The organism is Caulobacter sp. Root1472 (assembly GCF_001426985.1).
Classification (GTDB): domain Bacteria; phylum Pseudomonadota; class Alphaproteobacteria; order Caulobacterales; family Caulobacteraceae; genus Caulobacter; species Caulobacter rhizosphaerae.
This window is the reverse complement of sequence record NZ_LMFX01000001.1, coordinates 134,162-157,724: the sequence shown is the minus strand read 5'-3', so window position 1 is coordinate 157,724 and position 23,563 is coordinate 134,162. Positions and strand designations below refer to the sequence as shown.

General features: G+C 70.8%; 24 protein-coding genes. 9 read left to right on the top strand and 15 right to left on the bottom strand.

What is annotated here, in order from left to right:
- Window positions 1–314 precede the first annotated feature (314 nt).
- Window positions 315–1,076, bottom strand: coding sequence for a triose-phosphate isomerase (gene tpiA, locus ASD47_RS00740; RefSeq protein WP_056750186.1), 762 nt, complete (start codon window positions 1,074–1,076; stop codon window positions 315–317).
- Between the two features lie 159 nt (window positions 1,077–1,235).
- On the opposite strand from tpiA, the gene ASD47_RS00735 reads away from it, so the two are divergent.
- Both ASD47_RS00735 and trpE read left to right on the top strand, forming a co-directional pair.
- Window positions 1,236–3,212 (top strand): peptidylprolyl isomerase, encoded by a 1,977-nt coding sequence (locus ASD47_RS00735; RefSeq protein ID WP_056750183.1) that lies wholly within the window; start codon window positions 1,236–1,238, stop codon window positions 3,210–3,212.
- Window positions 3,209–4,744, top strand: a complete 1,536-nt coding sequence (gene trpE, locus ASD47_RS00730; RefSeq protein ID WP_056750180.1) for an anthranilate synthase component I — start codon at window positions 3,209–3,211, stop codon at window positions 4,742–4,744. Before ASD47_RS00735 ends, trpE begins: the two co-directional genes overlap by 4 nt.
- Before the next feature lie 12 nt (window positions 4,745–4,756).
- Here trpE and ASD47_RS26965 read toward each other — a convergent pair whose 3' ends face one another.
- From ASD47_RS26965 to ASD47_RS00710, 4 genes are read right to left on the bottom strand one after another with little or no spacing between them, the layout of a single operon-like run.
- Window positions 4,757–4,963, bottom strand: a complete 207-nt coding sequence (locus ASD47_RS26965) for a hypothetical protein (RefSeq protein ID WP_056750176.1) — start codon at window positions 4,961–4,963, stop codon at window positions 4,757–4,759.
- A gap of 38 nt (window positions 4,964–5,001) precedes the next feature.
- Window positions 5,002–5,442 carry a DUF488 family protein gene (locus ASD47_RS00720; RefSeq protein WP_056750171.1) on the bottom strand — a complete coding sequence of 147 codons (441 nt, stop codon included), beginning with the start codon at window positions 5,440–5,442 and terminating at the stop codon, window positions 5,002–5,004.
- Window positions 5,439–6,068, bottom strand: a complete 630-nt coding sequence (locus ASD47_RS00715) for a DUF488 family protein (RefSeq protein ID WP_056750167.1) — start codon at window positions 6,066–6,068, stop codon at window positions 5,439–5,441. Before ASD47_RS00715 ends, ASD47_RS00720 begins: the two co-directional genes overlap by 4 nt.
- The gene (locus ASD47_RS00710; RefSeq protein WP_056750164.1) at window positions 6,049–6,633 is read right to left on the bottom strand and encodes a hypothetical protein; all 585 of its coding nucleotides are present in this window, start codon (window positions 6,631–6,633) and stop codon (window positions 6,049–6,051) included. The genes ASD47_RS00715 and ASD47_RS00710 overlap by 20 nt, the downstream gene beginning before the upstream one ends.
- 95 nt (window positions 6,634–6,728) lie before the next feature.
- Here ASD47_RS00710 and ASD47_RS00705 point away from each other — a divergent pair, with 95 nt between their 5' ends.
- From ASD47_RS00705 to trpC, 3 genes are read left to right on the top strand one after another with little or no spacing between them, the layout of a single operon-like run.
- Window positions 6,729–7,325 (top strand): aminodeoxychorismate/anthranilate synthase component II, encoded by a 597-nt coding sequence (locus ASD47_RS00705; protein ID WP_056750160.1) that lies wholly within the window; start codon window positions 6,729–6,731, stop codon window positions 7,323–7,325.
- Between the two features lie 3 nt (window positions 7,326–7,328).
- Window positions 7,329–8,354 (top strand): anthranilate phosphoribosyltransferase, encoded by a 1,026-nt coding sequence (trpD, locus tag ASD47_RS00700; protein ID WP_056750154.1) that lies wholly within the window; start codon window positions 7,329–7,331, stop codon window positions 8,352–8,354.
- Window positions 8,351–9,139, top strand: a complete 789-nt coding sequence (trpC, locus tag ASD47_RS00695; RefSeq protein ID WP_056750151.1) for an indole-3-glycerol phosphate synthase TrpC — start codon at window positions 8,351–8,353, stop codon at window positions 9,137–9,139. The genes trpD and trpC overlap by 4 nt, the downstream gene beginning before the upstream one ends.
- Window positions 9,140–9,146: 7 nt before the next feature.
- Here the strand turns inward: trpC and ASD47_RS00690 are convergent, their stop codons facing one another.
- Window positions 9,147–9,566: a DUF5990 family protein gene (locus ASD47_RS00690; RefSeq protein WP_056750148.1), complete on the bottom strand. Its 420-nt coding sequence runs from the start codon at window positions 9,564–9,566 to the stop codon at window positions 9,147–9,149.
- A gap of 438 nt (window positions 9,567–10,004) precedes the next feature.
- On the opposite strand from ASD47_RS00690, the gene lexA reads away from it, so the two are divergent.
- On the top strand, window positions 10,005–10,706 hold the full coding sequence (gene lexA, locus ASD47_RS00685; RefSeq protein WP_056750145.1) for a transcriptional repressor LexA: 702 nt from the start codon (window positions 10,005–10,007) through the stop codon (window positions 10,704–10,706).
- A gap of 159 nt (window positions 10,707–10,865) precedes the next feature.
- On the opposite strand, the gene ASD47_RS00680 is transcribed toward lexA, so the two are convergent.
- Window positions 10,866–11,300, bottom strand: coding sequence for a GFA family protein (locus ASD47_RS00680; RefSeq protein ID WP_235525702.1), 435 nt, complete (start codon window positions 11,298–11,300; stop codon window positions 10,866–10,868).
- 38 nt (window positions 11,301–11,338) lie between these two features.
- Window positions 11,339–13,546, bottom strand: a complete 2,208-nt coding sequence (locus ASD47_RS00675; protein ID WP_082564421.1) for a ComEC/Rec2 family competence protein — start codon at window positions 13,544–13,546, stop codon at window positions 11,339–11,341.
- Between the two features lie 55 nt (window positions 13,547–13,601).
- Here ASD47_RS00675 and gltX point away from each other — a divergent pair, with 55 nt between their 5' ends.
- The 3 genes from gltX to ASD47_RS00660 all read left to right on the top strand — a co-directional run bounded on the left by gltX (window position 13,602) and on the right by ASD47_RS00660 (window position 17,146).
- Window positions 13,602–15,023, top strand: a complete 1,422-nt coding sequence (gltX, locus tag ASD47_RS00670; protein ID WP_056750142.1) for a glutamate--tRNA ligase — start codon at window positions 13,602–13,604, stop codon at window positions 15,021–15,023.
- A 67-nt stretch (window positions 15,024–15,090) separates the two neighbouring features.
- Complete coding sequence (gene gltA / locus ASD47_RS00665; RefSeq protein ID WP_035074918.1) at window positions 15,091–16,371, top strand: citrate synthase; 1,281 nt, start codon at window positions 15,091–15,093, stop codon at window positions 16,369–16,371.
- Window positions 16,372–16,534: 163 nt separating this feature from the next.
- A complete protein-coding gene (locus ASD47_RS00660; protein WP_056750139.1) occupies window positions 16,535–17,146 on the top strand; it encodes a GyrI-like domain-containing protein in 612 nt (203 codons plus the stop codon).
- A 19-nt stretch (window positions 17,147–17,165) separates the two neighbouring features.
- Here the strand turns inward: ASD47_RS00660 and ASD47_RS00655 are convergent, their stop codons facing one another.
- The 7 genes from ASD47_RS00655 to lpxD all read right to left on the bottom strand — a co-directional run bounded on the left by ASD47_RS00655 (window position 17,166) and on the right by lpxD (window position 23,525).
- Window positions 17,166–17,438 carry an EscU/YscU/HrcU family type III secretion system export apparatus switch protein gene (locus ASD47_RS00655; protein WP_056750136.1) on the bottom strand — a complete coding sequence of 91 codons (273 nt, stop codon included), beginning with the start codon at window positions 17,436–17,438 and terminating at the stop codon, window positions 17,166–17,168.
- The gene (locus ASD47_RS00650) at window positions 17,435–19,084 is read right to left on the bottom strand and encodes a flagellar hook-length control protein FliK (RefSeq protein ID WP_056750133.1); all 1,650 of its coding nucleotides are present in this window, start codon (window positions 19,082–19,084) and stop codon (window positions 17,435–17,437) included. The genes ASD47_RS00655 and ASD47_RS00650 overlap by 4 nt, the downstream gene beginning before the upstream one ends.
- 108 nt (window positions 19,085–19,192) lie before the next feature.
- Window positions 19,193–20,386: a lipid-A-disaccharide synthase gene (gene lpxB, locus ASD47_RS00645; protein ID WP_056750130.1), complete on the bottom strand. Its 1,194-nt coding sequence runs from the start codon at window positions 20,384–20,386 to the stop codon at window positions 19,193–19,195.
- Window positions 20,383–21,225 (bottom strand): LpxI family protein, encoded by an 843-nt coding sequence (locus ASD47_RS00640; RefSeq protein ID WP_056750126.1) that lies wholly within the window; start codon window positions 21,223–21,225, stop codon window positions 20,383–20,385. The genes lpxB and ASD47_RS00640 overlap by 4 nt, the downstream gene beginning before the upstream one ends.
- Before the next feature lie 8 nt (window positions 21,226–21,233).
- A complete protein-coding gene (lpxA, locus tag ASD47_RS00635) occupies window positions 21,234–22,028 on the bottom strand; it encodes an acyl-ACP--UDP-N-acetylglucosamine O-acyltransferase (protein ID WP_056750123.1) in 795 nt (264 codons plus the stop codon).
- On the bottom strand, window positions 22,025–22,501 hold the full coding sequence (gene fabZ / locus ASD47_RS00630; RefSeq protein ID WP_056750120.1) for a 3-hydroxyacyl-ACP dehydratase FabZ: 477 nt from the start codon (window positions 22,499–22,501) through the stop codon (window positions 22,025–22,027). The genes lpxA and fabZ overlap by 4 nt, the downstream gene beginning before the upstream one ends.
- Before the next feature lie 7 nt (window positions 22,502–22,508).
- Window positions 22,509–23,525 carry a UDP-3-O-(3-hydroxymyristoyl)glucosamine N-acyltransferase gene (gene lpxD, locus ASD47_RS00625; protein ID WP_056750116.1) on the bottom strand — a complete coding sequence of 339 codons (1,017 nt, stop codon included), beginning with the start codon at window positions 23,523–23,525 and terminating at the stop codon, window positions 22,509–22,511.
- Window positions 23,526–23,563: the final 38 nt, after the last annotated feature.

The following is a 23,563-nucleotide window of genomic DNA, read 5'->3' as shown; positions in this document are numbered from 1 at the left end:
ACCGGCTCCAGAGACGCGAGGTTTGGTCCAAAAGGACCGCCGACGGAGCTTCCCGCTCGATCGCCCCCCGCCGCCGCATCGGTCGCTGGCCATGCGCCCTTTCCATGCAACGAGGTGAAGTCAGGATAAGGGCGGTCTGGAGGGGTGAGGATAAGTTAGGTCGAGAAAATTCAGGGCGTTGAAATCGCTGGGGTTCGCCTCCGATGCCCCGAGGATAAGCACCCTGCCGGGGACATGCCCTTGCGGCGTGTCCCCGACCGCCTGCCCCCGTGCGAGACCTGGGGACACGCCGCAAGGGCGTGTCCCCGACGATCCTAAGCCGCTGCGATGATCGCCAGGAAGTCCGCCGCCTTCAGCGAGGCGCCGCCGACCAGGGCGCCGCCGACCTCGGGGGTGGCCAGGATCTGGCGGGCGTTGTCGGGCTTCACCGAGCCGCCATAGAGAATCGGCACGCTGGCCCCATGGTCGCCGAACCGCTCGACCAGCACGCCGCGCAGCGCCTGGTGGACGTGCTCGATGTCAGCCGGAGTCGGGGTGCGGCCCGTGCCGATGGCCCAGACCGGCTCGTAGGCCACGGCGAAGGCCTGGCCCGCCAGCGAGGCGGGCAGCGAGCCGCGGGCCATGCCGGTGACCACCGCCTCGGCCTGGCCGGCGTCGCGCTGGTCGCAGGTTTCGCCGAAGCAGACGATCGGCTCCAGGCCGGCGGCCAGGGCGGCCTCGACCTTGGCCGCGACCAGGGCGTCGCTTTCCTGATAGGCGGCGCGGCGCTCGGAATGGCCCAGAATCACCAGCCGGGCGCCGGCGTCGGCCAGCATGGCGGCCGAGACGTCGCCGGTGTGGGCCCCCGCTTCGGCGGGATGACAGTCCTGGCCGCCGACGATCACCCCCTCGCCGGCCATGGCCTGGGCCATCCGGTGCAGCAGGGTCGCGGGCGGGCAGATCGCCACGCGGGCGGCGGGCGGCCTGGCGGACACCGCCGCGGCGACCGCGCGAGCCTCGTCGAGCGAGGCTTCCAGGCCAAACATCTTCCAGTTTCCGGCGATCAGCGGCCGGGGCGTGGTCAGAGAAAGGGTCATGCGCCCGGTTTGGGGCCCTTGGCGGGGCGGAAGTCAAGGCCGCTTGCGCCCTGCCGCCGCTTGCCCAGCGCCCCGGGGCTCTACTATACCCGCAACTCGCGTTCGTTCCGCCGCCCTGCGGGGAAACCGCGCGATTTTCGAGGAAGGTTTCTCCCAGTCATGCTCGCCGGCTTCCGCTCCTTCGCCAAATCGCCGTTCGCGGTGGTCCTGTTTGGTCTGCTCATCGTCAGCTTCGCGGTGTTCGGCATCAGCGACGTCTTCCGCCATCCCCCCGGCAAGTGGGTGATCGCGGCCGGGTCGCGGAACATGTCGCCGGAGGACTTCAAGGCGCACTTCGAGGCCTACCGCAAGCAGCAGCAGGCCCAGGGCCAGACCGTCACCCCGGACATCGCCGTCGAACAGGGCGTCGACCGCAAGATGCTGACCCAGCTGGCGCTGCAGGAATCCCTGGCCGAGCTGATCCGCAAGATGGGCGTGCGTCCGTCCGACAAGGTGGTGGGCGACACCCTGCGCGAGCAGATGGCCAGCCTGCCCCCGGGCCAGCGTCCGTTCGACCCGATCACCGGCAAGTTCGACACGGCGCTGTACCAGCGGCTGCTGGCCCAGAACGACCTGACCCCGGCGCGCTACGAGGCCTCGCTGCGCGACGACATCGCCCAGGCCCACCTGTTCAGCGCCGTGGCCTCCAGCCTGCGCGCCCCGCGCATCTATTCGGCGCTGCAGGCCGCCTACGGCCTGGAAGGCCGCGACCTGGCCGCCTTCGCCATCAATCCCGCGACCGTCGAGAAACCCGCCGCCCCGACCGACGCCCAGCTCCAGGCCTTCATGAAGGAGCACGCCGCCCAGCTGACCCGTCCGGAGACCCGGGTGCTGTCGGTGGTCCGCTTCAGCGCCAAGGCCCTGGAGCCGTCGGTGACCGTGCCCGAGGCCGACATCGTCAAGACCTACAACTTCCGCAAGGACACCCTGGGCACGGCCGAGACCCGTTCGTTCGTCCAGATCGTCGCCCCAGACGCCAAGGCCGCCGCGGTGATCGCCCAGCGCCTGGCCAAGGGCGACCAGCCGGCCATCGTCGCCAGCGCCTACGGCAAGCAGCCGGTGATGATCGACTCCAAGCCGAAATCCGCCCTGCCCGACCGCAAGGTGGCCGACGCGGTGTTCGCCCTGGCCGCCGGCCAGGTCAGCGGCCCGATCAACGGCGACCTGGGCGTCTCGGTGGTCAAGCTGACCAAGATCAGCCCGGCGACCACGCCCAGCCTGGAGTCCCAGCGTCCGGCCATCGAGGCCGAACTGAAGGCCCAGGCCGCCCAGGCCAAGGCCTATGAGCAGACCCAGGCCTACCAGGACGCCCACGACGGCGGCGCCAACCTGATCGACGCGGCGACCAAGGCCGGGGCCTTTGTGATGACCACCGCGCCGGTCGCCGCCAACGGCGCCGACCAGACCGGGCAGCCGGCCGCCGGCCTGACCCCCGACGCCCTGAAGACCGCCTTCGAGCTCCCCTCGGGTGGCGAGAGCGAGCTGATCGAGGCCGGCAAGGGCGAATATTTCGCCGTCCGCGTCGAGAAGGTCATTCCCTCGGCCATGCCGCCCCTGGCCGAGATCCGCGCGCCCCTGGCCCAGCAATGGCAGCTGGACCAGCTGCTGCAGCGCATGAAGGCCAAGGCCGACGAGCTGGTGGCGCGGGTCAAGAAGGGCGAGTCGCTGGAAGCGGTCGCCGCCTCGGCCCAGGCCCAGGTGCAGCGCGTGCCCAACATCACCCGCCAGAACGCCCGCCAGTTCCAGGGCCTGGGCCGCGACTTGCTGATGGGCGCCTTCGGGGCCAAGCCGGGCGTGGCGTTCGTCAGCCGCGGCCCGCAGGGCGGCTATCTGGTCGCCCTGGTCGAGAAGGTCCATCCCGGTTCGCCCGAGCAGATGGCCCAGATCACCGAGGTCGCCCGCCCGCAGACCTCGCAGGGCCTGCTGCGCGACGTCGGCATGGCCGCCCAGGACGCCGCCAAGACTCAGCTGAAGACCAAGGTCAACCTGACCCTGGCCCGCCAGGCGATCGGCGTCGACACCAGCGCCCTCCCCGCCGAGGACGGCAAGGCGCCGGCCAAGGCCAAGGAAAAGGCTCCCAAGGGCCTGGCTCAATGAGCCTTGAGCCCAGCTTCGACGCCTTCGCCGCCGCCTACCAGTCCGGCCGCCCGCAGGTGGTCTGGACCCGGCTGATCGACGACCTGGAGACCCCGGTCTCGGCCTATCTGAAGATCGGCCATGGCCGGCCCTACGCCTTTCTATTCGAGAGCGTCGAGGGCGGCGCCTGGCGCGGCCGCTATTCGATCGTGGCCATGAAGCCGGACCTGGTCTGGCGCTGCCGCGGCGACCAGGCCGAGATCGCCCAGGGCGACGACATCGCCGCCGGCCGCTTCACGTCCCAGGCGGGCGGCGCGCTGGACAGCCTGCGCGACCTGATCGCCCAGTCGCGGATCGAGCTGCCGGCCGGCCTGCCGCCGCCGTCGGCCGGCGTGTTCGGGGCCCTGGGCTACGACATGGTCCGCCTGGCCGAGCGCCTGCCGGACGTCAACGAAGACACGCTGGGCCTGCCCGACGGCATCATGACCCGGCCGTCCATCGTGGCGGTGTTCGACGCCATCGCCCAGGAGATCATCCTGGTCACCACCGCCCGGCCCCAGGCCGGGGTGTCGGCCGCCGACGCCTACGCCGCCGCGCAGGGCCGCATCGAGAGCGTGATGGCCGACCTGCGCGGCCCCTTGAGCCAGCCGGCCCCGCGCCAGAGCCACGGCCAGGCCGAGTTCACCACGCCGGTCAGCCGGCGGGACTACGCGGTCGTGGTCGAGAAGGCCAAGGAGTACATCCGGGCCGGCGACATCTTCCAGGTGGTGCCCAGCCACCGCTTCCGCGCGCCGTTCCCGCTGGAGCCGTTCGCCCTCTACCGCTCGCTGCGGCGGACCAACCCGTCGCCGTTCCTGTATTTCCTGGACCTGGACGGCTTCAACCTGGTCGGCTCCAGCCCCGAGATCCTGGTGCGGCTGCGCGACGGCAAGATCACCATTCGGCCGATCGCCGGCACCCGTCCGCGCGGCGCCACGCCCGAGCAGGACCTGGCGCTGGAGAAGGAGCTGCTGGCCGATCCCAAGGAGCGGTCCGAGCATCTGATGCTGCTGGACCTGGGCCGCAACGACGTGGGCCGGGTGGCCATGCTCAAGCACGCCGGCAGCAACGACCCGGCGGCCAAGGGCAAGCACGCCAACGTCCGCGTCACCGACAGCTTCAAGATCGAGCGCTACAGCCACGTCATGCACATCGTCTCCAACGTCGAGGGCGATGCGCCCGAGGGCGTGGATCCGGTCGACGTGCTGATGGCCGCCCTGCCCGCCGGCACGCTGTCGGGCGCGCCCAAGGTGCGGGCCATGGAGATCATCGACGAGCTTGAGGTCGAGAAGCGCGGCATCGGCTACGCCGGCGCCGTGGGCTATATCGGCGCCGACGGCTCGGTCGACACCTGCATCGTGCTGCGCACGGCTCTGGTCAAGGACGGCATGATGTACGTCCAAGCCGGCGGCGGCGTGGTGGCCGACAGCGACCCCGACGCCGAGTACGACGAGACCCTGCACAAGTCGCGGGCCCTGAAGCGCGCGGCCGAAGAGGCCTGGCGGTTCGCCTAGCCAGTCCTTGACCTAGTCGCCCAGGCGGTCGGACGGCAGGTGCTGGACGACCGCCGGCGGGGCCATGACCATCACCGCGGCGAAGGTCACCGCGCTGAGCGCCGCGAAGGCCGCCGCGGCCAGGACCGGCCCCATCTTCTGCCGGCGCGCCGGCTTGCGCAGCAGGGCCCGAGCATAGGCCAGGGCGGCGGTGTCGAGCGTGGAATCAGCAAGGTCCATGCCCGTGAGCATGCCCGGCGACTCGCCTCGAGGCGAGATCACAGATGTCGCACCCGCAACCGGCCGTCCCACTTGCAGTTCAGGTACTCGCAGACCAGTCGCCGGTGGCAGTGATGCGGCGCGGCCTCCGAGCAGAGCAGGCAGGCGCCCTCGAACAGGTCCGGCTTGAGCCGCGTCTCTATCTTGCGCTCGGCCATCAAGCTCAGAAAGCGGGTCTCGTAGAGGCGCCAGTCGCCCTTGTCGCGCTTGAACGCCTTGAGGATGTCGTCCGACGGCGCCAGCAGCGGCTCGCGGCGATAGGCCATGCCGCCGATCTCGCCGAGGAAGAAGGCCAGGTCGTCGGCCTTGGCGAAACCGGCCAGCTGCGAGGTATTGTGCAGGCGCACGTCGATCACCGCCCGCACCTGGGCCGCCTTCAGGCGCTCGAAGAAGCCCCTGGCCGTGGTCCGGGTGAAGCCGATCGTGCAGACGTCGGTCATCCGGCGGCGCCGAGCACCGCCGTTTCCGGCTGATCCTCCGCATAGGCGGCCTTGCGGGCGCGCTGGCGATAGGCTCGCGCCAGGCGCTCTTCGGGACCTTCCAGGAAGTCGTCGTGCTCCAGCCCTTCGCAGACCAGCAGCCGGCGTTCCGTCGCCGCGTGCGGCTCGACCTGGCCGTCCGGCAGCACGTGCGAGACCGCCAGGCCCATCGCCTTCAATTGGCGCGACACCAGCAGGCAGCGATGGCAGTCCAGGGGCTCCTGCTCGGCGCACATCAGGGCCACGACGTGGCGCTCGGCCCCTTTGCGCACCCGCTCCAGCCCCGCCTTGAACGCCGGTTCGGCGGCCATGGCCTCGTAGTCGGCCACCCCGTCGTCGAACAGGTGCGCCCCGGTCGGCCGGCCGCCCAGGGCGTCCCCGAGATAGACATAGGCCAGGCCCGCGCCCTTGAGCCTTTCGGCCAGGGCGTCGCGGTTGAACTGCGGCGTATGGCGCGACCAGGGGCTGGTGCGCACGTCGGCCACCGCCGTGACGCCGGCGCCCAGCAGCAGGCGCTCGAACCGCTCCCAGCTGTGGGTCGAGTGGCCGATCGTCAGGACGCGGGGGTCAGAGGGCGTGGAGTCCATTGACCTGAAGATAGCACTGATCGAGATGCTCCTTGAAGGGACGCGCCAGCCCCAGCCGCACCTGGGCCCGCCCCGCCTTGGGCGCCAGGGCCTGGGCGGCGGCCAGCCCCTCCTTCTCGAAGGCCTGCTTCAGCGCCTTGGCCGCCACGCCGAGGTGCAGGACATGGCCAGCGACCTCCAGTTCGGCGCGAAGCTTGTGCTCGTCCCTGTAGGGCTGGTCGAAAAGCTTGAAGCTGGCCGCATCGATGGTCTGGCAGGCCAGCGACCCGCACGGCGCGCCCGCGGGCACATAGGCCTTGTCGCGGTCGAACCGCAGATGGCCGCCGAACACCGCCTGGGGCGAAAAGGCCGCCGCCCGCGCCAGCGCCTGTCGGAAGCCGTCGGCGCTCAGCACGGCAATCCTGCGCGGCCGGCCGCCGACCACGATGTCCTCGGTGTTGTGCGGCAAGGCGGTCTGGGGGCGCTCGCCGCGAAACTCCACCACATGGCCGGGATGGAAGGTGGTGTTGGGCCCGCAGACCTTGGCCTCCCAGAAGCCCGCCGGCTCCGGCTCGGGCCGGATCATCACGCCGCGATCCAGTTCAAAGCCGGCGACGCAACATCGGATGACTTGGCCTGCGGCGTGGTTGCCCCTAGAAGCAAGCGGCGAAAGGCGGCGTCATGATCCTGGTCATCGATAACTACGACAGCTTCACCTACAACCTCGTCCACTATCTGAACGAGCTGGGGGCCGACACCGTCGTGCATCGCAACGACGACCTGTCGGTGCAGGAGGCCCTGGGCCTGCGGCCCAACGCCGTGCTGCTGTCGCCGGGCCCCAAGGCCCCCGACCAGGCCGGCATCTGTCTGCCGCTGCTGCGCGGCGCGCCGGAGGACCTGGCGATTCTCGGCGTGTGCCTGGGCCACCAGGCCATCGGCCAGGCCTATGGCGGCGACGTGATCCGCGCCAAGGAAGTGATGCACGGCAAGACCAGCAAGATCTTCCACAACGACCAGGGCGTGTTCAAGGGCCTGCCCAACCCGTTCATCGCCACCCGCTATCACAGCCTGGCGGTCGACAAGGCCACCCTGCCCGACGACCTGGAGATCACCGCCTGGACCGAGGACGGCGAGATCATGGGCGTCCAGCACAAGACCCGGCCGGTCTACGGCGTGCAGTTCCACCCGGAGTCGATCGCCACCGAGGGCGGCCACCAGCTGCTGGCCAACTTCCTGGACCTGGCCAAGGTCCAGCGCGACGCGGCGATCTGGGTCTAGGCGATGTCGGACGCCTTCAAGCCCCTGCTGGCCAAGCTGGCCGACGGCCAGACCCTGGACGAGGACGACGCCGAGACCTTCTTCGCCGCCTGCCTGCGCGGCGAGCCGACCCCCGCCCAGGTGGCCGCGGCGGTCACCGCCATGCGCCTGCGCGGCGAGACGGTGGGCGAGATCACCGCCTGCGCCCGCGCCATGCGCCGCGCGGCCATCCACCTGGACCACCCCTATGACGTGGTCGACGTCTGCGGCACCGGCGGCGACGGCCTGCACACCCTGAACATCTCGACCGCCGTGGGCTTCGTGGCGGCCGGCGGCGGGCTGAAGGTGGCCAAGCACGGCAACCGGGCGATCACCAGCAAGTCGGGCACCGCCGACGTCCTGGCCGCCCTGGGGGTCAATATCGACGCCTCCCTCGTCCAGCAGCGCCAGGCGCTGGACACCGCCGGCATCTGCTTCCTGTTCGCCCAGTCGCACCACGGGGCGATGAAGCACGTCTCGCCGATCCGCCAGCAGCTGGGTTTCCGCACCATCTTCAACCTGCTGGGCCCGCTGACCAATCCCGCGGGGGCCAAGCGCCAGGTCGTCGGCGTCTCGGCCCATCGCTTCGTCGAACCCGTGGCCAAGGCTCTTGGGGCCTTGGGAGCGGAGCGCGCCTGGTCGGTGCACGGGGCCGGCATGGACGAACTGACCACCACCGGCGAGACCGAGGTCGCCGAATGGCGCGACGGGTCCCTGCGGCTGTTCACGATCACCCCCGAGGCCGTGGGCCTGCCGCGCGCGGCGCTGGCCGACATCACCGGCGGCGACCCCGCCTTCAACGCCGCCGCCCTGACCGCCCTGCTGGACGGCCAAAAGGGCGCCTATCGCGACATCGTCATGCTCAACGCCGCCGCCGCCTTCCTGGTGGCCGACAGGGTCGAGACCCTGCGCGAGGGTGTCGAGCTGGCCGGCGCGGTGCTCGACGACGGCCGGGCCAAGGCGGCCCTGGCCGGCCTGGTCGCCGCCACCAATTCAGAAATCGCCGCATGACCGACATTCTCGCCAAGATCGCCGCCTACAAGCGCGAGGACGTGGCCGATCGTAAACGGCGGCGTGCGTTCGCCCAGGTCGACGCCGCCGCCAAGGCCGCCAGCAGCCCGCGCGGCTTCAAGGCCGCGCTGGAGGCCGGCCATGCGCCGGGCAAGCTGTCGCTGATCGCCGAGATCAAGAAGGCCTCGCCGTCCAAGGGCCTGATCCGCGCCGACTTCGACCCGCCGGCCCTGGCCCGCGCCTACGCCGAGGGCGGCGCGGCCTGTCTGTCGATCCTGACCGACGGCCCCAGCTTCCAGGGCGCCGACGGCTACCTGATCGACGCCCGCGCCGCCGTCGCCCTGCCCTGCATCCGCAAGGACTTCCTCGTCGATCCCTGGCAGGTGGCCGAGAGCCGCGCCCTCGGCGCCGACGCCATCCTGGTGATCCTGGCGATGATCGACGACGCCCTGGCCGCCGACCTGATGAGCGAAGCCGCTCGCCTGGGCATGGACGCCCTGGTCGAGGTGCATGACGAGGCCGAGATGGAGCGGGCCGGCAAGCTCGGCTCCACCCTGGTGGGGATCAACAACCGCGACCTCAAGAGCTTCGTGGTCGACCTCGCCGTCACCGAACGTCTCGCCGCCCAGGCGCCCGCCGACGCCCTGCTGGTCACCGAGAGCGGCCTGTTCGTCCACGACGACGTGGTGCGCATGGAAGCAGCCGGCGCCAAGGCCATGCTGGTCGGCGAAAGCCTGATGCGGCAGGTGAACGTGGCGGCGGCGACCAAGGCGTTGCTGGGCTAGGGCTGGATCATTCCACGACCCGCCAGGCGCCGAGCGGGCGCACCGCCGCGCAGGCCGGACCGCCGTCCTTGTCCCTGCCCGGCAGGCGGGCCTCCAGGATCTTGCCGGCAAGCGCCTGCTCCAGCAGGTCGGTCGGCAGGGCGTGGATGTCGATCTTGGCGCGGCGGCTCCAGGGGGACGCCGCCAGGCCGGCCTGGCCTCCGATGGCGATGTAGACGAAGCGCCGGACCGGCCCTTCGCTGCGGACGAACTCTCCCAGGAATTTCGGCCCCGGCGTGATCCGCACGGGGACATCGAACGACAGCGGTCCGCCAGCGGCGACGACCTGCCCGACCGCTTCGCTTTTCTTGTTCTGCAAGCTGTAGGCGACCCCCGGGACCGGGTCCTGGATCGTCAGCCTGAGCCTGATCGTTTGACCCGCCGCCATACAACCCTCCTGCGCCCGTGACGCTCGATGTTTCGTCTCGGCGCATCACCACACGAATGGGATCCGCGCCGCCTTGCGCTTGCGATACGGCGGGTTCGTCGCCGAACCGCGGGGTCAAGGCTGCGTCCTCCACAAGGCCCGCGGCTATCCGGCGTTCAGCAGCCAAACCTCGTGCATGACGGTCTCCCCCGATATCCCGGCGCGACTACAGCCGCCTTGGCCGCGTGGGTCAATCGCGCGGCGTGCGGGACCGATTCTCGGTAATGCGCTGCGCTCCAGCCCGCCTGGATGTTCGATCCGGGACGCCCGAGGCTTGAATTTACAGGCGAATTCGACCGCCTCTCCGCCGAACACCGTTAACTTGACATCAACGAAGAACACCTAGAGAACATTCACAGAGGTTTGCGGTTTGTTCCGCGACGACTGGCGAGGCCGGACATGCTCACGCGCAAGCAGCACGAGCTGCTGATGTTCATCCACGAACGGATCAAGGAGACCGGCGTCTCCCCCTCCTTCGACGAGATGAAGGAGGCGCTGGACCTGGCGTCCAAGTCGGGCATCCACCGACTGATCACGGCGCTGGAAGAGCGCGGCTTCATCCGCCGCCTGGCGCACCGGGCCCGGGCGCTGGAGGTGGTCAAGCTGCCGCAGCAGGCCACCGCGGCCGCGCCGCCGAAGGGCCGCGGCGCTTTCAAGCCCCAGGTGCTGGAAGGCGGCGGCCAGGCTCCGGCCGCGCCGGCGCCGATCGCCGCCGACAACACCCGCGAGCTGCCGATTCTGGGCCGCATCGCCGCCGGCACGCCCATCGACGCCATCCAGCACGAGCGTGAGCGCCTGCCGGTGCCCGAGACCATGCTGGGGGCCGGCGAGCACTATGTGCTCGAGGTCCAAGGCGACTCGATGATCGAGGCCGGCATCCTGGACGGCGACTATGTGATCATCCGCAAGGGCGACACGGCCAACAGCGGCGAGATCGTCGTGGCCCTGGTCGGCGAGGAAGCCACCCTCAAGCGCCTGCGCAAGAAGGGCGGCTCGATCGCCCTGGAGGCCGCCAACCCCAAGTACGAAACCCGCATCTTCGGTCCCGACCAGGTCGAGGTGCAGGGCAAGCTGGTGGGGCTGATCCGGCGGTATCACTAGATTCATCCGCTCATCCCGGCGAATGCGGGGACCCAGATCGTAGGGCGCCGAGTCTGATTGGACGGACTCGGCGTCTTTCTGTTTTGGCGCTCGACCATGCCATCTGGGTCCCGGCATTCGCCGGGATGAGCGGAGTTTGGGCGATGGAACGAAAGCCCCCTAGGTCGCCATCCCCGCCGGCCGGTTCTCCACATATTGCGGCACGTTCAACGGCGGCAGCCAGGGCTCGCGACGCTTGACCCAGACCTCGTACTGCGGCGTGAACTGGCCGATCTCGTCCAGCCCGCCCAGGTGGATCTCGATCTCGCCGTCCCCCTCGCCATTCTCAGGCCAGGAGGCCGCCGTCCAGAACAACGGCGAGCCGCAGGTCGGGCAGCCGTGGATCAGGCCGTGCTCGGCGCCGGTCCAGATCGCCGGTGAACCCTCGATCCGCACCTTGTCCGCCCGGAACGCCGCAAAGGCGTTGAACGGCGCGCCATGGCGCTTGCGGCAGGTCAGGCAGTGGCACAGCCCAACCCGCAGCGGTCCGCCGGTCGTGACATAGCGCACCGCCCCACACGCGCACCCGCCTTCCCGCTCCATGATCGTCTCCATCGCTCGTCCCGGCCTAAACGCCCGAAGCGCCGCTCGGCTCAGAAGGCCTTTGCGTTCGGCGAACGGGTCATCGGCCCGTCGGGCATCCACCGGGGTTCAGGCGGCGGTCCAGTCCACGGTCGGACGCCCCTCAACGGCTGGGCCCAGACGATCCACCATTCGCCGCCGCGCCGATAGAGCTCGGCCGCCCCACCCGCGGCGAAGTCGTCGGCGTCGAGCACGATGCGGTCGCGGCAGGCCGGGGGGATGGACGGCGCGACGCCGCGCAGCACCACGATCTCGGCCTCGGCGCACATCGCCGCCAGGCCGTCGGCGTCGGGCGCGGCCTTGCTCCACGACAGGGCCAGGGCCACGGGCGCTCCGGCGGCGGGGGCGCAGGCGCGCCGGTCGCAGGCGTAGAGCGGGCTGGGCGCGGCGCTGTCCGGCAGGGTCAGGCCGCGGCGACGGCTCCACAGCTCGGCCCCGAACCGGCGGGCGTCGGGGCGCAGCAGCACCGCCTCGCGGCCCTGGCGCACGGCCGCCGTGGTCCCGTCCGGCGCGATCCAGGCGTCGGGCGGCGCCGCGCGCGGCCACAGGGCCACGGCCAGGGCCAGGGGCGCGCCCAGCCAGCGCAGGCGGCCGCGCCACAGGCACAGCAGCATCAGGCCGACGAAGGCCAGGGCCAGGGTGAACGGCGGGCCGCTGGCCACCACCTTCTGGGCGCCGCCGGCGCTGGCGAAGCCGTTGGCGATCCCCATCATCGCGGCGATGCCCCAGCCGGCGATCGCCAGGAACGGCCGGCCCAGGCCGAAGGGCTCCAGCGCCGCGCCCAGGGCCAGGAACGGCATGATCACGAACGACGACAGCGGCGCGACCAGCAGGTTGGCCGGCAGTCCCCAGACGGCGACGCGGTTGAAGTGCTGCATGGCGAACGGCCCGGTCGCCATGCCGGCCACGAAACTGGCGCCGACGCTGACCGCCAGCCAGCTGAGCGCGCCCTGGATGGCCCGGATCCACCAGGGGGCGGAAATCTCCCGCACCGGGCGCGGCCAGGCCTCGGCCAGGGCCACCAGGGCGGCGGTGGCGGCGAACGACATCTGGAACCCTGGCGCGCCCGCGGACTCCGGCTGGACGATCAGGATGACCAGGGCGGCGATCGCCAGCCCATGCAGGGTGATGGCCTGCCGGTCGAACAGGATGGCGGCGAAGGCCACCGTGGCGGTGATCGCCGCCCGCAGGGCCGGCGGCGGCGCGCCCGAAATGACAAGATAGGTCGCGACGGCCGCCAGGCCCGCCACGGCCGCGACCTTCTTGCCCGGAACCCGCAGCGCCGCCCAGGGCCAGGCGGCGATCAGCAGCCGCACCAGGCCAAAGGCGAAGCCCCCGACGATGGCCATGTGCAGGCCCGAGATCGACAGGATGTGGGCCAGGCCCGAAGCGCGCATGGCGTCGGTCTGGTCCTGGGTGATCCAGGCCTCGTGGCCGGTGACCATGGCCGCGGCGACGCCGCCGCGCGCCACGCCCATGTCCTCGACGATGCGGCTGGCCAGCCGCCAGCGGAAGGCGTTGACCGCCATGGCCGCCCGCAGGCGCCACGGCGGCGGGTCCAGGGTGGCGGGTTGGGACTGTCCGATCGCGAAGCCGACGCCGCCCACGCCGTGGAACCAGGCGTCGCGGGCGAAGTCGTAGGCTCCCGGCGCGGCCGGCGGCGGCGGCGGTCCCAGCATGGCCCGCAGGCGGATCGCCTGGCCGGGCGCGGGGATGTCCTCGGCCTCGACGGTCACCCGCACTCGCTTGGGCGTGTCCTCCGGAGCCAGGCGGCTGATCCGCACCGGCGCGATCAGCAGCCGCGGCCCGCCCGCGCCGGGACTGACCACGTCGACCACGAAGCCGTCGATCGTCATCACCGTCCGCTCGCCCGCCAGGATCGGCGCGGCCACCGCGTGCGAGCGGACCTTGCCGGCCAGCGCCCCGGCCGCCAGGAAGGTCGCCAGCACCAGGACCACCGACAGCCCCGTCGCCGACCGCCGCCCGATCAGCGCCGCCAGAATCGCCAATCCGGCCGCCAGTCCGGCCAGCAACGCCCAGGACGGCTCGGCCCTCAGTTCCAGGTAGCCGGCCGCGCCGAGGCCGAAGGCCACCGGCGACCACAGCATCCAGCGCTCGCGATTGGCGTCGATCTCGTCGATCAGCGAAGCTGTTACCGCTCCCACGCTAGGACGCGCGCGAAGACGCGTGCTAAGACGCGCCGCCCAGCCACCGGACATGTCCGGTGACGTCCTCGCCACGTCCGTGGCCTCCAGTTCGTCAGCCTTGATCCCGATGACCAATTCCCCCTCGCCCCCCTCAGGCGTCGTCACCCGCTTCGCCCCGTCGCCAACCGGCTTCCTGCATATCGGCGGCGCACGCACCGCGCTGTTCAACTGGTTATATGCACGCCATACGGGTGGGAAGTTCCTTGTTCGCGTCGAGGACACCGATCGCGAGCGTTCGACCGAGGCGGCCGTCGCCGCGATCTTCGAAGGCCTGGACTGGCTGGGCCTGAAGTCCGACGACGAGGTGGTCTTCCAGTATAGCCGCGCCGACCGTCACCGCGCCGTGGTGGAGGAGATGCTGGCCGCCGGCCGCGCTTATCGCTGCTGGATGACCGTCGAGGAGCTGGCCGCGGCCCGCGAGGCCGCGCGGGCCGGCGGTCCGGCCCTGCGCTCGCCCTGGCGCGACGCCCCGCCGCCCAACGACCCCAGCCTGCCGCACGTCATCCGCTTCAAGGGACCGACCGAGGGCACGACCCTGGTCGACGACCTGGTCAAGGGTCCGGTGACCTTCAACAACGCCGACCTGGACGACCTGGTGCTGCTGCGCGCCGACGGCGCCCCGACCTACAACCTGGCCGTGGTGGTCGACGACCACGACATGGGCGTCACCCACGTGATCCGCGGCGACGACCACCTGAACAACGCCGCCCGCCAGACCCTGATCTACCAGGCCAATGGCTGGACCCTGCCGGCCTTCGGCCACATCCCGCTGATCCACGGCCCCGACGGCGCCAAGCTCAGCAAGCGCCACGGCGCCCAGGCGGTCGGCGAGTTCGCCGACATGGGCTACATCCCCGAGGGCATGCGCAACTACCTGGCCCGCCTGGGCTGGGGCCATGGCGACGACGAGGTGTTCAGCGACGAGCAGGCGATCGCCTGGTTCGACGTCAAGGACGTGGTCAAGGCCCCGGCCCGCCTGGACTGGGCCAAGCTGAACTTCATCAACGGCCAGCACCTGCGCCAGGCGGACGACGCCCGCCTGGCCGACCTGACCCTGAAAGCCCTGCAGGCCCAGAGCGCCGAGCTGCCGGCCGACGCCGCCCAGCGCCTGCTGGCGGTCGTGCCGCAGGTCAAGGAAGGCGCCAAGACCATCCTGGAGTTGGCCGAGCACTGCGCGTTCGCGCTGAAGGTGCGTCCGCTGGTCCTGGAAGAAAAGACCGTCAAGCAATTGACCGACGAGACCGTCGAGCGCCTGGCCCGCCTGCGGGCCCAGCTGGGCGCGGCGCCGGTCTGGGGCGTGTCGGAGCTGGAAACCCTGTTGAAATCCTTCGCGGAATCCGAAGGCGTGGGCTTTGGCAAATTCGGCCCGTCATTGCGTGGGATCCTCACCGGCGGGGCCCAGGCGCCCGACCTGAACAAGATCATGGCCGCGCTCGGTCGCGAGGAGTCTCTAGGGCGCCTTGACGACGCCCTGGCGTCGCGCGCATGAGGCGCTATAACGCAACCGCGAAATCGAAAACTGGACTGATCGTTCCATCATTGAAGGGGTCTCTCGCATGACCGACAAAGCCACGCTGACGATCGGCGACAAGAACTACGACCTGCCGATCCTCAAGGGCAGCACGGGTCCGGACGTCCTGGACGTGCGGAAGCTGTATGGCGACTCCGACCACTTCACCTTCGATCCGGGCTTCACCTCGACGGCGTCGTGCGAAAGCAAGATCACCTATATCGATGGCGACGCCGGCATTTTGCTGCACCGCGGCTATCCGATCGACCAGCTGGCCGAGAAGTCCTCGTTCCTGGAAGTCTGCCACCTGCTGCTGAACGGCGAACTGCCGACGGCCGAGGAATTCACCAAGTTCGAACGCAACATCACCTACCACACGATGCTGCACGCCCAGTTCGACAGCTTCTTCCAGGGCTTCCGCCGCGACGCCCACCCTATGGCGGTCATGACCGGCGCGGTCGGCGCCCTGTCGGCCTTCTACGCCGACAGCCTGAACGTCGATGATCCCAAGCAGCGCGAGATCAGCGCCCATCGCCTGATCGCCAAGATGCCGACCATCGCCGCGCGCGCCTTCCAGTACTCGCAGGGCCGTCCGTTCGTGACGCCGCGCAACGAGCTCAGCTACTCGGAAAACTTCCTGCGCATGTGCTTCTCGGTGCCGGCCGAGGACTGGGTTCCCAACCCCGTCCTGACCCGCGCCATGGACCGCATCTTCATCCTGCACGCCGACCACGAGCAGAACGCCTCGACCTCGACCGTCCGCCTAGCCGGTTCGTCGGGCGCCCACCCGTTCGCCTGCATCGCCGCCGGCATCGCCTGCCTCTGGGGCCCGTCGCACGGCGGCGCCAACCAGGAAGCCCTGGAGATGCTGGAGGAGATCGGCTCGGTCGAGAACATCCCCGCCTTCGTGCAGGGCGTGAAGGACAAGAAGTACAAGCTGATGGGCTTCGGCCACCGCGTGTACAAGAACTTCGACCCGCGCGCCAAGGTCATGCAGAAGACCTGCTACGAGGTGCTGGAGCAGCTGGGTATCAACGACCCGCTGCTGCACGTGGCCATGGAGCTGGAGAAGGTCGCGCTCAGCGACCAGTATTTCATCGACCGCAAGCTGTACCCGAACATCGACTTCTATTCGGGCATCACCCTGCGCGCCATGGGCTTCCCGACCAACATGTTCACCGTGCTGTTCGCCCTGGCCCGCACCGTCGGCTGGATCAGCCAGTGGAAGGAAATGTTCGAGGATCCCTCGCGCAAGATCGGCCGCCCGCGCCAGCTCTACACCGGCGCGACGCAACGCGACTACGTGGCGGTCGACAAGCGCGGCTAGGCGCTTCGACATCGCTGAATTGGAAAAGGCCTCGCGAAAGCGGGGCCTTTTTCTTGTCCGAGACGACGGCTTCGGCCGCCATTGCCGCCTGAATCAGGCTCCCCTTGTGCAACCTTGGGCCCGGAGACGGCCGCCGCCCGAGACTACGACGCCGCGAGGGTAGATGGAAAAGCTGGACCTGAAGAAGACACGGAAGGCGCTCTTCACCGCGCCACTCGGCCGCTTCGTGACGATTGAGGCGCCGCCGGTCTCCTACCTGATGGTGGACGGCCACGGCGACCCGAACACGGTCCCGGCCTACCGGCTGGCCGTCGAGAGCCTGTACACGACAGCCTTCACGATCAAGTTCGCCAGCAAGGCCAACGGCAGGGACTTCGTCGTGCCGCCGCTGGAAGGGCTTTGGTCGGCGCCCGATCCCGAAAGCTTCACCGCGCGCCGCAAGGACGAATGGGACTGGACCATGACGATCATGCTGCCCGACCCTGTGGACGACGAGGCCTTCCAGGCCGCCCGGAGCAAGGCGCTGGAGAAGCTCGGCGGCCTTCCTGGAAGTTTGAGGCTCGAACGCCTGGAGGAAGGCCTCTGCCTGCAGGCCCTGCACGTGGGCGCCTACGACGACGAGGGGCCGCTGCTCGCCAGGCTGCACGGCGAGATCATGCCCGCCGGCGGCTACGATTTCGCCGGGCGGCATCATGAGGTCTATCTGAGCGACCCGCGCAAGACGGCGCCGGAAAAGCTCAGGACCGTGATCCGCCAACCCGTGCGGCGGGTCTGAAGGCCGTCTCTCGACGGCGCTACCGTCCCTCGGCGCTACGCAGGATGAAGCCCAGGATCTCGGCCACCGCGACATAGAGCGCCTCGGGGATCTCCTCGTCGAGTTCGATGGTCGACAGGGCCTGGGCCAGGGCCGGGTTCTCCTCGATCGGCACGCCGTGCTCGCGGGCGGTCTCGATGATCTTGTCGCCCACCCAGCCGCGGCCGGAGGCGACCACGCGCGGGGCGTTGGGCTCCTCGTAATGCAGGGCCACGGCGATGCGGGGCCCGGCGGAGCGGATGGCGCCGGTCACGTGGCCTGATCCAGGAACTGGCCCGGCGCGGCGGCCGGGGCGCGCGGCTGACCGGCGTGGAAGGCGATTTCGGGCTCCAGGGCGGCGTCGCGCAGAGCGCCGCCCAGCCGCTCCTCGCCGGCCCGCAATCGAGCCATCGCCACGGGACGCTCGGCCCACAACGAGACGCGGGCCCGGTCGCCGGTCAGGGCCACCTGGGCGTGGACCGGGCCCATCGGCTCGACGTCCAGCGAGAAGCGGGCGCGCCAGGTGCGGCCCAGGGCGCGGTCGCCCTCCCCGCCCGAACCGCCGCCGTCGCGGCTGATCTCGAACTGGGCGGCGGCGGGGCCCTGCGGGGTCATGAACGGCATGTCGAACACCCAGCGCTGCCCGTGCTCCTCCACCGGCCGGCCAGCGGCGGGCGGCTCCGGGAGCGAAGCGATCTGCAACAGCTCGGTGCGGGCCAGGGCCGCGCCGGTCTCGGCCAGAAGGCGCTGAGCGACGGCGTGGGGCCCCGCGCCGGCCGCCAGACCCGGCTGGGCGGCGGCCTGGGCATGGGTCGGAGCGCCGGCGTAGGGCGGCGGGGTCTGGGAGGGCGGGCCGGAAGCGACCTCGGGTCCGCCATAGGCCGCCGCCACCGCCGACGCGATGCGCGCCGGAAGCAGAGGCGGCAGGTCCTCGGCCGTGATGGCCCCGAACGCCGGAAGCGCCGGCGGTTGCGGCGTCGGCGCGAGGCGGGCCGCCTGCGGAGACGCGTTGACGTTGGGCCATCCGCCCGGAGGCCTTGCGACCGCGCCACGGGCGGCAGCGTCAGTCGAGGGCAAGGCCGGAGTCGGCGCTTCTCGATCGAAAGTCGTCGGCATGGGAACCTGGCTGGTCGGGCGAGTCGGCGACGGGATCGCCGTGGCCTGGGCCTGGGGCGCGCCGAGTTGGGCGGAGGACGCCGCCGCCGTGGCTGCCGCGTTCGGCGTGGCGCCCGGCGCTGAATTGGGCGTGGCGCCAGCCTGGGCGGCCATCGGCGGCAGGCCGTCGGCCCAGGTCTTGACCACTTCGCGGAACACCAGCAGCGCGGCCTTCATGTCGCTGTTGGGCGTCGGGGTCGGGACGGCCTTGGGCGGCGCCGTCAGGGTGCCGGTCTGTTGGCGCTGCGGAGGGGCGTCGGGAGCGGCGGTGGCCAGGCGGGCTTCCAGGAACAGGCCCGAGCGCTGCAGGGCCTGGCGGATCTCCGGACCGCTGATCTGGCCATCCAGGCGGGTCCCTAGCGCCATGACCTGCGCGATGGCCGCCTTGACCTGGCGCGGCGTGTCGGGCTCGGCGGCGGCCTGGGCCATGTCGGCCATCAGGGGCGCCAGGCCCGCCTGCCGGGCGGCGGCTCGGCCGGCGGCCGCGGCGACGGCGCGAGCGGGGGTTTCGACCTGGACGTCGGGTCCAAGGGCCACGGCGCGGGCTTCGGCGACCTTGGCGCGTCCCGCCTCGCCCTCTCCCACCGCGTCCTTGGCCAGGTTGGCCAAGTCGGCCTGGGACTGGGACTGGTCGATCATCGCGCCCAAGGTCTCGACCGATTGGATGACCGCGATCCGGGCAAGCGCCTCGGCCGCCTGGTCGGCCCGGCTGACGGGGGCGGACGGCGTCAAGGACGACAAGGGGGTGACCGAAAAGATCGTCACGCCAGGGCTCCAGCCGGCGACAGGACGGTCGCCAGGGCCTCCACCCTAGGCGAGAGCCGTGAAGCGGATCTTAAAGGCTTGCTTAACGCCCGGACGCGACCGCGCCGCCTAGAGCAGGCCGCGCGCCCTCAGGAAGTCCAGCAGGGCGGAAGCCGCCGCTTCGGAGGGGTCGGGCATGCCGCGCCCCATCTTGTCGAGGGCGGCGTTCTGGGCGGCGATCTGGGCGGCGCGCAGGGCCGGGTCGTCCAGCCGCCGGGCGACGTCGGCCGCCAGGGCCGGGCCCGTGCAGGCGTCCTGCAGCCGCTCGGGCGCGACGGTGTCGTCGGCGGCGATGTTGAACAGGGTCACCCAGCGCGGCTTGAACATCGATTTCAGCAGGGCGTAGGTGATCTTGCCGGTGACATAGCCGACCACCATCGGACAGCCGGCCAGGGCCAGTTCGGTGGTCACCGTGCCGCTGCAGGCCAGGGCGACCGTGCCGGCGACCATGGCGTCGTCCTTCAGCGTCTCGTCCTCGACGACGTGGGCCCGGAACGGCCAGGCCGCGACCCGCGCCTTGACGCTTTGCGCCACGGTCGAGGCGGCGGGCACGACCACGTGCAGGTCCGGTCGATCGGCCTTGAGGCGGCGCACGGCGTCCTCGAACGGCGGCATGACCCGCTGGATCTCGGACGGACGGCTGCCGGGCAGCACCAGCAGGATCGGCTCGCCGGGCGCGGCGCCAATCGCGGCGCGAAGCCGGGCCGGGTCTGCGCGGCTGAAATCGTGGGCCAGGGCCGAGTTGCCGACGAAGACGTTGGCCAGGCCGGCGGCGTCGAAATACGGCTTGTCCATCGGCTGGATCGACAGCAGCAGGTCCACCGCCCCGGCCAGGTCCTTGGCGCGGCTTGCGTGATAGGCCCAGACCTGGGGGGCGACGTACTTGACCAACGGCAGGCCCGGGTGCTGCCTGCGCAGCGCCTTGGCCAGGCGGATGTTGAAGCCCCAGCTGTCGATCAGCACCGCCACGTCGGGCTTTTCCCGGGCCGCCAGGGCCAGGGTGTCCTTCAGGCGGGCCATGGCGCGCGGATAGGCCTTCAGGCTCTCCACGATGCCCAGGATGGACAGTTGAGCGATGTCGAACGGGCTATGGATCCCCTCGGCCGCCATCTTGGCCCCGCCGACGCCGACGAAGCGGACCTTGCCGGCGCCGAGACGCTCGCGCAGCACGCGGGCCAGCTTGGCGCCCAGGGCGTCGCCCGAAGCCTCGGCCGCCACCAGCATCACGGTCAGCGGCCGCCCCTCTGAGCCCGTCGGGCTCATCTGTCGGCCCGTGGTTCGACCCCGTACACGAACAGGCCCAGGTCGTCGGCGCAGGCGATCACCTGGTCGCGGTCGACGATCAGCAGGCGGCCAGCCTCGCCGACCACGCCGGCCAGGCCCGCGCGCGCGGCGCGCTGCACGGTGGCGACGCCGATGGTCGGCAGGTCGACCTTGGTCTCCTGGATCGGCTTGGGCGCCTTGGCCAGCACCCCGCGCGGCGCCTCGGCGTTGCCGCGGATCGCCTGGGGCAGGTCGGCGACCCGGCGGAGCATGGCGTCCGTGCCCTCCTGGGCCTCGACCGCCAGCACCAGGCCGTCGCAGACCACAGCGCCCTGCCCGACGTCCAGCGCGCCGATGGCCCGGGCCACGTCCAGCGCCCGGTCCATGTCGGCGACGTGGGTTTCCTTGGGCGCATGCTTGCCCAGAGCCCCGCGCGGCAGGGTCATCTCGCCCCGCACCTCGTGGGCGCCCTCGATCGCGAAGCCTTCCTTCTCGAACTCGGCCAGCAGCCGGCGCAGCAGGGCGTCGTCGCCCTTGCGGGCGGCGTTGACCAGGCCCGGGATCACGGCCAGGCCGCGCAGATCCGGCTTGATCGTCGAGAAGTCGGGGCGATCGACGACCCCGGCGAAGCACACGGCTTCGCAGCCTTCCTCCCGCAGCGCCTTGAACACCTTGCCGAACTCGCCCAGTCCCACTTCGACGCCGGGATAGCGGGCCAGCACCGGCTGGGCGAACGACTTCAGGCGCATCACGGCGAACGGCCGCCCCGCGGCCTCGCAATGCTGCGCCAGTTCCACGGGCAAGGAACCGCCCCCGGCGATCAGACCCAGCTTACGCATGGCCGCTCCTAGACTTCGCGCTCGGGAAGGCACAGGGGCCGGTTGGCCTCCGACCGGATGAAATCGACGATCTCCATCACCTCGGGCGTGTCGGCATGGGCTTCGGCCACGTCGTCCAGGCGCTCCTGGAAGGTGCCTTCGTCGGCGAACAGCAGGCGGTAGGCGGCGCGCAGGGCGTTGATCGCCTCGCGCGTGAAGCCCCGCCGCTTCAGGCCGACCAGGTTCAGGCCTTCCAGGTGAGCGTGGTTGCCCCACACCGAGCCGTAGGGAATGATGTCCTTGGTCACCACCCCGCCGCCGCCGACGAACGAGTAGCGGCCGATGCGGGTGAACTGGTGGACGGCGCACAGCCCGCCCATGAACACGAAGTCGCCGATCACCACGTGGCCGCCCAGGGTGGCGTTATTGGCGAAGGTCACGCGATCGCCGACGATGCAGTCATGGGCCACATGGGCGCCGACCATGTAGAGGCTGTCGGAACCGATCTTGGTCACCCCGCCGCCGCCAACCGTGCCGGTGTGCATGGTGACATGCTCGCGGATGATGTTGCGCTCGCCGATCACCAGGCGAGTTTCCTCGCCCTTGTGGGCCAGATGCTGCGGCGCGCCGCCCAGCACAGCGAACGGATGGACGGTGGTCCCCGCCCCGATCTGCGTCGCGCCCTCGATCACCACGTGCGAGACCAGCCGCACGCCGTCGCCTAGCTGGACCTGGGACCCCACGGTGCAGAACGCGCCGACCTCGACGTCCTGGCCCAGCTGCGCCCCCGGCGAGACGATGGCGGTGGGATGGATCTGGGTCATGCCTTGGGCGTCTCCACCACCATCGCCGCGAACTCCGCCTCGGCCGCGACCTTGTCGCCGACCTTGGCCACGCCCTTGAACTTGAAGATGCTGGAACGGGCGCGGACCACCTCGACCTCCATGCGGATCACGTCGCCGGGCCGCACCGGATTGCGGAAGCGGGCGTTGTCGACCGACATGAAGAAGATGGTCTTGCCTTCGGTGTCGACCTCGAGCGACTTGCTCATCAGCACCGCGCCCGTCTGGGCCAGGGCCTCGATGATCAGCACGCCTGGCATCACCGGATTGCCGGGGAAGTGGCCCTGGAAGAACGGCTCGTTGATCGTCACGCACTTGACGCCCACGATCGACTGGTGCGGGCGATACGCCTCGGCCCGGTCGACCAGCAGGAACGGATAGCGATGCGGGATCCGGTTGAGGATCTCGGCGATGTCGATGTCGGCCAGCGGCTCTTCAACTTTGGATTGGCTCATTTCGCCCCTAGCCCTTCGATTCACGGCCGCCCGCCTTGCGCGACAGCCACGCGGTTTCCCGAAGCCACCGCTTGAGCGGCCGCGCCGGGAATCCAGTCCATGTTTCGCCGGCCGGCACGTCCTTGAAGACCGACGCCGAGGCGCCGATCTGGGCGCCCGCGCCGACCGTCAGGTGATCGGCCACGCCGGCCTTGCCGCCGAACGCGACCCCGTCGCCGACCACGGTGCTGCCGGAAATGCCCGTGAAGGCGGCGGCGACGCAGTTGCGACCGAGCCGGACGTTGTGGGCGACATGGACGAGATTGTCGATCTTGGTGTTCTCGCCAATGGTCGTGTCGCCAAAGGCGCCGCGGTCCACGCAGCTGTTGGCGCCGATCGTCACCCCGTCCTGCAGCACGACCCGGCCCAGCTGAGGCAGGTCGACGACGCCCGCGGGCCCGCCGGCCGCGCCGAATCCCGCCTCGCCGATCACCGCGCCGGCGTGGATCGACACCCGGTCGCCGATCAGGGCGAAACCGATCACGGCGTTGGCCCCGATCCGGCAGTCGCGCCCCACGGTCACGCCCGGGCCGATCACCACGCCTGGCGCCAGCCAGGTTCCCCGGCCGATTCGCGCGCCCTGGCCGATGGTCACGCCCGGAGACAGGGTCACGCCCTCCTCCAGTTCGCTGTCGGGATGGACGTGCTGAGCGCCGTCGTGGCGGCGTGGGGCGTGCAGGCGCTGGGCGGCGGCGGCCCAGGCCGCCTGCGGGTGGCTGGTCAGCAGCAGGAGGCGGCCGGGCGGCGCGCGGTCGGCGTGTTCGGGCTTCAGGAAACAGGCCGCGCCATCAAGGTCGGCCAGATCGGCCAGGCGCTTTGGATCGGACAGGAAGGTGACGGCGCCGACGCCCGCGCCTTCGAGCGGCGCTACGTGGGAGATCCGGTGATCGCCGCCAGCCGGATCGGCCAGCCGAGCACCGCTCAGGCTGGCCAGTTCCGCGAGGGTCGCCGGACCCAGGTCTTCGAAAAAGCGCGGGTCCGGCATCGGTCCTCTCGTGAGCGGCCCAGGCGTCATGCCCGGGC